This window comes from Dyadobacter sp. HNCC25DJ184, assembly GCF_056895215.1.
The window spans coordinates 1-6,113 of the sequence record NZ_JBXHAQ010000032.1 but is presented as its reverse complement, the minus strand read 5'-3'; the positions used below and the strand labels follow the sequence as shown (position 1 = coordinate 6,113).

At 41.3% G+C, this 6,113-nt stretch carries 6 protein-coding genes, 1 tRNA gene and 2 pseudogenes; 2 read left to right on the top strand and 7 right to left on the bottom strand.

Annotated elements, in window-relative coordinates; all coding sequences use genetic code 11:
• Positions 1–473, top strand: a pseudogene (locus tag AC1XUD_RS26425) (hypothetical protein); the annotation flags it as partial.
• 503 nt (positions 474–976) lie between these two features.
• On the opposite strand, the gene AC1XUD_RS26420 reads toward AC1XUD_RS26425, so the two are convergent.
• The 4 genes from AC1XUD_RS26420 to AC1XUD_RS26405 all read right to left on the bottom strand — a co-directional run bounded on the left by AC1XUD_RS26420 (position 977) and on the right by AC1XUD_RS26405 (position 4,276).
• Positions 977–1,459, bottom strand: coding sequence for a gliding motility lipoprotein GldH (locus AC1XUD_RS26420; protein ID WP_483364054.1), 483 nt, complete (start codon positions 1,457–1,459; stop codon positions 977–979).
• 55 nt (positions 1,460–1,514) lie between these two features.
• Positions 1,515–2,012, bottom strand: coding sequence for a hypothetical protein (locus tag AC1XUD_RS26415; protein WP_483364053.1), 498 nt, complete (start codon positions 2,010–2,012; stop codon positions 1,515–1,517).
• 89 nt (positions 2,013–2,101) lie between these two features.
• On the bottom strand, positions 2,102–2,899 hold the full coding sequence (locus AC1XUD_RS26410) for a (Fe-S)-binding protein (protein WP_483364052.1): 798 nt from the start codon (positions 2,897–2,899) through the stop codon (positions 2,102–2,104).
• A 39-nt stretch (positions 2,900–2,938) separates the two neighbouring features.
• Complete coding sequence (locus AC1XUD_RS26405) at positions 2,939–4,276, bottom strand: 4Fe-4S dicluster domain-containing protein (protein WP_483364051.1); 1,338 nt, start codon at positions 4,274–4,276, stop codon at positions 2,939–2,941.
• A gap of 247 nt (positions 4,277–4,523) precedes the next feature.
• On the opposite strand from AC1XUD_RS26405, the gene AC1XUD_RS26400 reads away from it, so the two are divergent.
• Positions 4,524–4,596: transfer RNA gene (locus AC1XUD_RS26400), tRNA-Phe, on the top strand.
• Positions 4,597–4,787: 191 nt separating this feature from the next.
• Here AC1XUD_RS26400 and AC1XUD_RS26395 read toward each other — a convergent pair.
• From AC1XUD_RS26395 to AC1XUD_RS26385, 3 genes and pseudogenes are all read right to left on the bottom strand, one after another.
• Positions 4,788–5,663 carry an ISAon1 family transposase gene (locus AC1XUD_RS26395; RefSeq protein ID WP_483364056.1) on the bottom strand — a complete coding sequence of 292 codons (876 nt, stop codon included), beginning with the start codon at positions 5,661–5,663 and terminating at the stop codon, positions 4,788–4,790.
• Between the two features lie 10 nt (positions 5,664–5,673).
• On the bottom strand, positions 5,674–5,823 hold the full coding sequence (locus AC1XUD_RS26390; protein ID WP_483364055.1) for an ISAon1 family transposase N-terminal region protein: 150 nt from the start codon (positions 5,821–5,823) through the stop codon (positions 5,674–5,676).
• Positions 5,751–6,113, bottom strand: a pseudogene (locus AC1XUD_RS26385) (hypothetical protein); the annotation flags it as partial. The pseudogene AC1XUD_RS26385 and the gene AC1XUD_RS26390, both read right to left, overlap by 73 nt.

Sequence of the window (6,113 nt, the reverse complement as noted above, 5' to 3'; positions counted from 1 at the left end):
TAGTGCTAAACCCGATTACTCCAAATGTTCCGGATGTATTGACTAATGAATTAACATTTGAGTATTTAAAATCCATTTTTCATAAAAGCAGAACTAAACTTATTAAACCTATTCTAACGGATTTAAGACAAATACGTTGCTTGGGTAATGCCTATGTCGATGAAATTCTTTGGGAGATAAAAGTTTCTCCTGCGTCCGTTGCTGCCATGCTTACGGATCAGAAGATACATGAGCTGATTGATGCGATTACTAAGGTTTTAACAAATGCTGAAATGGAAGCGATGAAAAGAACCGGTGACGCTGCTTTGATGGTTGAAAAGCGTGATTTTATGAAAGTTCATAACTCAAAATGGAGTGCTGATCCTAATGGTGACGAGATTTTCCGGGGAGAAATTGCCGGTGCGAAAACTTATTGGACAAAGAGCCAGATTGTCTATGAGTACAATCATCAGGTCTTCGGTAAAATATTGTGAAAACTATTTGGAATGTAGGCTTATGTCGCTAAAATGTTGCATATGAGCTACTTTCGTTATTTTATCAATTTTCATACAAATGGATTAATCGCGAGATAAGTTGATTTTTTCTCTACAGTCGTGAGAAAATTGCCTTACTTACTGAGAATTTTTTAATAATCTCCAGGCTAAACCTATTATTTCGGAGTTGTTAATCTCCATACTAAATGAGAAATAATCGCCAAATAAGTTGATTTTTTCTCCACAGTCGTGAGAAAATCACCTTACTTATTGAGAATGTTTTCAATAATCTCCATACGAAATGAGAATTTTTTTAGAAGAAAAGCAAAGGAAGTTCTCTCAATTAACTGGTAGTGAATGTAATAGCTTACTTTTTTGATTCTTATTAAGCTGTTTTCCCATTACTTCGGAGTTTTCTCATTTAGTTTTGAAATTGACAGAAACAAACCTCGCAAGAAACAGGAAAATACGCCGGTAGTACTTAAAAATAAAGGAGAATAGACTTAAGGGGTAGTTTTTACTTTTTCCACACTGATACCCACACTCAGAACAAATGGCAGGGGATTCTGGCGCATGGCTTGCGAAAGGGTAAAAGTATACAGGCCTGATCTTTCGAATTTGTGGTTTTTCAAGGCCAATATTTTGTGATCGAATAAATCACCCAACCCATTTCCATATGGTTTTCCAGTTACTTCATTGGATAAGAAGATCTCCTGCATCACATTTGATTTTGCGCCGTCAGGAGTGTTGATTTCTCTGGTTAGATACAGGTTGTAATATGGATATTGCGACGCATTGCGGATGACGTAATAAACGTTGTAAGTTTGGTTAGTATCCTTTATATCAACCTTAAATTGTGGTTTGTTTTTCAAATACCACATACCGTCGGGAATATCTTCAAAAGCTTTATATACAACACTGTCGTCGCAACTGACAATTGTAAATGAAACGAGAAGAGCAATGAACAGGTTGAAAGCTGACTTCATGGATGAGGATAAAATGCTGGCGGCAAATCTAGGAAGGCCGCCAACGCTTTCAAAATTAAATGCTGACTTGGTTGTTAAAATATCTCTGCAGCCATGATTGATAAGCCTGAACTTTCCATTTATTCATCCACTGCGCCTTCGTGGTCGATTGGTTATCGAATATAATAGTGTCGGCTTGAATTGTCTCGTCGGCAATAGCCTGTTTGACCTCCGTAGGAGCAACTGTTTTCACAACTCCGTTGTCGAGATAAGCTATAGACCGGTCGAAAAAGTCGATATTAAGTTGATGTCCGATTTCCTGCAACCAGTGGGATGACTTGTCGATTGAGCAGCCGCTGGGCAGTTCATCGCGTTCGTCTACTGCGATAATTACAAACCGGTGTTCAAAAAGTTTGACGGAAGCCGTAAGTGGCTTTCCATGCGCTTCCCAAAGATCAACTGATGATTTTAGGGTTTCGGTTATAATCCCTGCTTCCGCATCAGTGATTTGTCTGTTGGCCTGGTATATCCAGATTCTGGAATTCAGATCTATTTCATTGAAGGGTATATACATAATGCTAGGTGGTTTTAGTTTTAGTTACGTATGCTGTTAAACATTCATGCCAGAATCAAAGTTCTGAAATAAATTGGAACGTTTAGTGTTCAAAGGTTTGCTGATCTGGCGATGAGCTCAGCCAGATCATATACTTTTACAGAGTCCTCCAATTCCTTGTTTTTAACTCCGTCGCTCATCATTACCATACAAAACGGACAAGCTACCGCGATGGTATTTGAACCCGTTGCAATTGCTTCTTCAATGCGTTCTATATTGATATCTTTTTTGCCCTTTTCCGGCTCTTTAAACATTTGCCCGCCTCCGGCCCCGCAACATAAGCCATTGGTTTTGCACCGCTTCATTTCTACTAGATCGGCATCTAAGGCTTCAAGAACTTGTCTGGGAGCTTCGTAAATATCGTTCGCACGACCGAGATAGCAGGAGTCGTGAAAAGTGATTTTTTTGCCTGTGAATTCTCCCCCTTCTGTCATCACAATTTTGCCGGTGTCGATCAGTTGCTGTAAGAATTCGGAGTGGTGAAGCACTTCGTAATTTCCGCCGAGTGCAGGATATTCATTTTTTAATGTATTGAAACAATGCGGGCAAGCGGTGACGATCTTTTTTACGCCATACATATTAAGCGTCTCAATATTTGATAAGGCAAGCATTTGGAACGTAAATTCATTGCCGGCTCGTCGAGCAGGATCGCCCGTGCAACTTTCCTCTGTGCCTAAAACGGCGAACTTGACGCCGGCCTTATTCAGAATTTTGATGAAAGCGACCGTTACCTTTTTATAGCGATCATCAAACGAACCCGCGCAGCCGACCCAGAATAAAACTTCCGGGGTGTCGTTGGCAGCGGCCATTTCAGCCATTGTGGGTACTTTGTATGTGATTTCGGACATTTGCTTCCCTTTTATTTTAAATGTAATATCCTGCGGACATCAAGAATTACGCAGATTGTCGGCCCAGTTGAAACGATCTGCCTGTGAGAACTTCCATGGCGCCTGATTCGTTTCCAGATTCTGAAGCATCATATTCCAGGATGCTGGTGCCTGTGCTTCATCCATCACTTTATATCTTCTCAATTGGAAAATGATGTCCAGCGGATTTATTAATATTGGACAAGCCTGAACACAGGCATTGCAGGAAGTACAGGCCAGAATCTCTTCCTCACTTATATAGTCGCCCATCAAACTTTTACCGTCGTCGGCGAATATTCCGTTGTTAGCTTTCATACTCCTTCCAACATCTTCAAGTCTGTCCCGCGTGTCCATCATGATTTTTCGGGGAGAGAGTTTTTTACCAGTGATATTGGCAGGACAGACGTCGGTGCACCTGCCGCATTCTGTGCATGAATAAGCATCCATCAAACTTTTCCAGCTCAAATCCTCGACATCTTTCGCGCCAAATCTTTCAGGAAGGACTTCTTCTGATTCCAAAGTTTCAATGGGTAATCCTAGCATTGACTTGACTTCCCGGGTGATTTCGGGCATATTATTCATTTCCCCACGAGGAGTTAGTCTGGAAAAGTAGGTGTTGGGAAATGCCAGTGCGATATGGAGGTGCTTAGAATAAGTAACGTACACAGCAAAGGCGAATATTCCAAGAATGTGAATCCACCACGCGAGTCGTTCATATAGAATTAGATAGGTTTCATTCCAGCTATGAAACAGGGGTGCAATGAATTGACTAATTACAAATGGGCCGGTTTTCGTGTAATGAGTGGCGCCCATTTTCTGTAGCGAAATATCGGCAGCATTCATCGTGAGTATGGCAGTCATCAGAACGATTTCGAGTACCAGAATAACGGTAGCGTCCATCTCGGGCCAGCCTTTCATTTCTGTATGTCGCGCAGAGTTAAGACGATTTACCTGACCAGTTTTCCTTCTGATGAGAAATATCGAACATGCTATCAAGACTCCCAAAGCCAGCAGCTCGAAGAAGCCGATCAGGAAAGTATAGAAACTTCCCAGAAAGCCAGCAAATAGGCGATGTGTACCCAAAAGGCCGTCTAGTACAATTTCTCCGACCTCAATGTTGATCAGCATAAAGCCTGCGTAGACACAAAAGTGAAGGATGCCTACCAGAGGTTTATCAAACATTTTCCTTTGCCCAAATGCAATGCGCAGCATCGTGGACCATCGCTTCGAAGGTTGATCCATACGGTTCTCCGGCTTTCCCAATGATATGGTTTTGCGAATGATATCAATTCTGCCATAAATTAGATAAGCCGTGAGGCCAAAAGCGACTGCAAACAAGACTTGCTGAGCAATTATCATTAATATCCCGGGAATTTGATGAACTAAATTTATTATGCTTGCATAACAAAAACAAGAAAAGAGAGATATAGTATGAAAGTAACAATAACGCAAAACGGGTTCAATTGAATGTATGTAATTGATAATGAAGCATATGTAAGACCTTTAGTCTAAAGGAAAGAAAAAATCTTCAAAAAAAATTGCCAAATGTTTGTATTGTTCAAGCACCTTTCTACCTTTGCACTCCCGAAAGGAACCAATTGAGCCTGGTGATGTAGCTCAGTCGGTAGAGCAAAGGACTGAAAATCCTTGTGTCGGCGGTTCGATTCCGTCCATCACCACAGAAAGCTTCTTCTAGAAATAGGAGGAGCTTTTTTGCTTTTGGGTCACTTGTCGGGGGATTTAGGGGGATCAAACAGAAAAGTTGGGGGGAACGAATAAAAGGATTTCAAGGAGCTTTGATAGTCTGAAAAGGAAGAATGAAATATCCCTAACTCCGCGAGATGTTGAGCGAAAGGCCTTGATTTTTGCATTACTCAGCCGAGGCGTTGCTACTTCTGTTTGCGAAGAAATTCAGAATGCTCAAATAATGTATTGGGATGGATCTAGCAACGGTTTTAAACGAATCTATTCCACTGTCTTCCACCGTATCGTACCATAGTGCCAGCTTTTTGAAGGCTACTTCTTTGGAAGTACAAGTCCGGAATATGGTGCCCAGATTCAAAGATATAGTGTATGCTTTTTGAATTAGAGGGTAGCGTTCAAATAGCAAATTGGCTCGTTTTACTTGTGAAGCGGTCCAATTATCTATATTATTAAATAATAAATATCGACTTCTAGCCAGGAGCTGCTTGACGCAATCTCCGTTCTCAAGAGGCTCGGGTTCAAAAGTTACGTTGGATTGCTTTGCGGTTTGAATCGCTTCATTTTCTTGGTTGAGAGCTTCCCAGCGGTATTTAATTCTAATTTCCTGAACGGCCTCGTGTGCCAATTTTTGAACATGAAAGCGATCGATTACCCTGTCTGCCTTAACAAAACTGCGCTTAACGATCAAATTCATGTTGGCAGCCATATCGAGGGTTACCTCGCGAACTGTGTCCCGAAGTCTTTTGGGACTCTTCTTTAAAACTTCAATAACCGTATCAGCTTGTGTGCCCTTAATCATCGCAATAAGTGCTCCATTCCTCCCCTTAGCAGCTTTGTTGGTCACAATGGTGTATAATTCACCGTTGGAAAGAGCCGTTTCATCAATGCTTAGGTGAACTCCCGTGTTATTAGGATAAAGCATCCAGTCTTGGGCATGTTCTCTTTGATTCCATTGACGATAATCACTTATATGATCCTTATACTGCTGTTGTAACTGTTTACCGTCGAGATGGAAATATTTACCTAATTGGAAACAGCTAATCGGTTTATTATCAATACATCCCTTTTAAAAAATCCGCGAATTTCTTAGTCATTCGCGTGCCTGATCGTACGACTTTCCAGTCCCTACTTAATATTTCATTAGTACTCGTAACCTCCCACCGACGCCGTTTAATACAGAGTGTAACCTTCTGATTGCGAATAGGAAAGTCCTGGATATAAATCTCTGGCAGAAAGCCGGGGGCGCCCAGCCCTTGGATTCTAACTTCTCGTCTATAAACTCAACAGGAACAATATTCCTCTCCTCAAGATAAATGTTCAAGCCAGGAATAGACTCCACGATTTTGGTAAGCTCGAAATATTCAAGGACGCCTTCGGGTAACATGATACGCTCAAGGGCTTGATAGGACTCGTTCAATGCAAACAGGATTTGTTCTGGCTGCAAAACAAATAATTTATTTATTCCCCCCAACTTTTCTGCTTGATACATAAC

Excerpts from the sequence above, each read along its gene's own strand:
- AC1XUD_RS26415 (WP_483364053.1), bottom strand. The coding sequence starts at position 2,012 with ATGTATATACCCTTCAATGAAATAGATCTGAATTCCAGAATCTGGATA.
- AC1XUD_RS26405 (WP_483364051.1), bottom strand. The coding sequence starts at position 4,276 with ATGATAATTGCTCAGCAAGTCTTGTTTGCAGTCGCTTTTGGCCTCACG.
- AC1XUD_RS26420 (WP_483364054.1), bottom strand. The coding sequence starts at position 1,459 with ATGAAGTCAGCTTTCAACCTGTTCATTGCTCTTCTCGTTTCATTTACA.
- AC1XUD_RS26410 (WP_483364052.1), bottom strand. The coding sequence starts at position 2,899 with ATGTCCGAAATCACATACAAAGTACCCACAATGGCTGAAATGGCCGCT.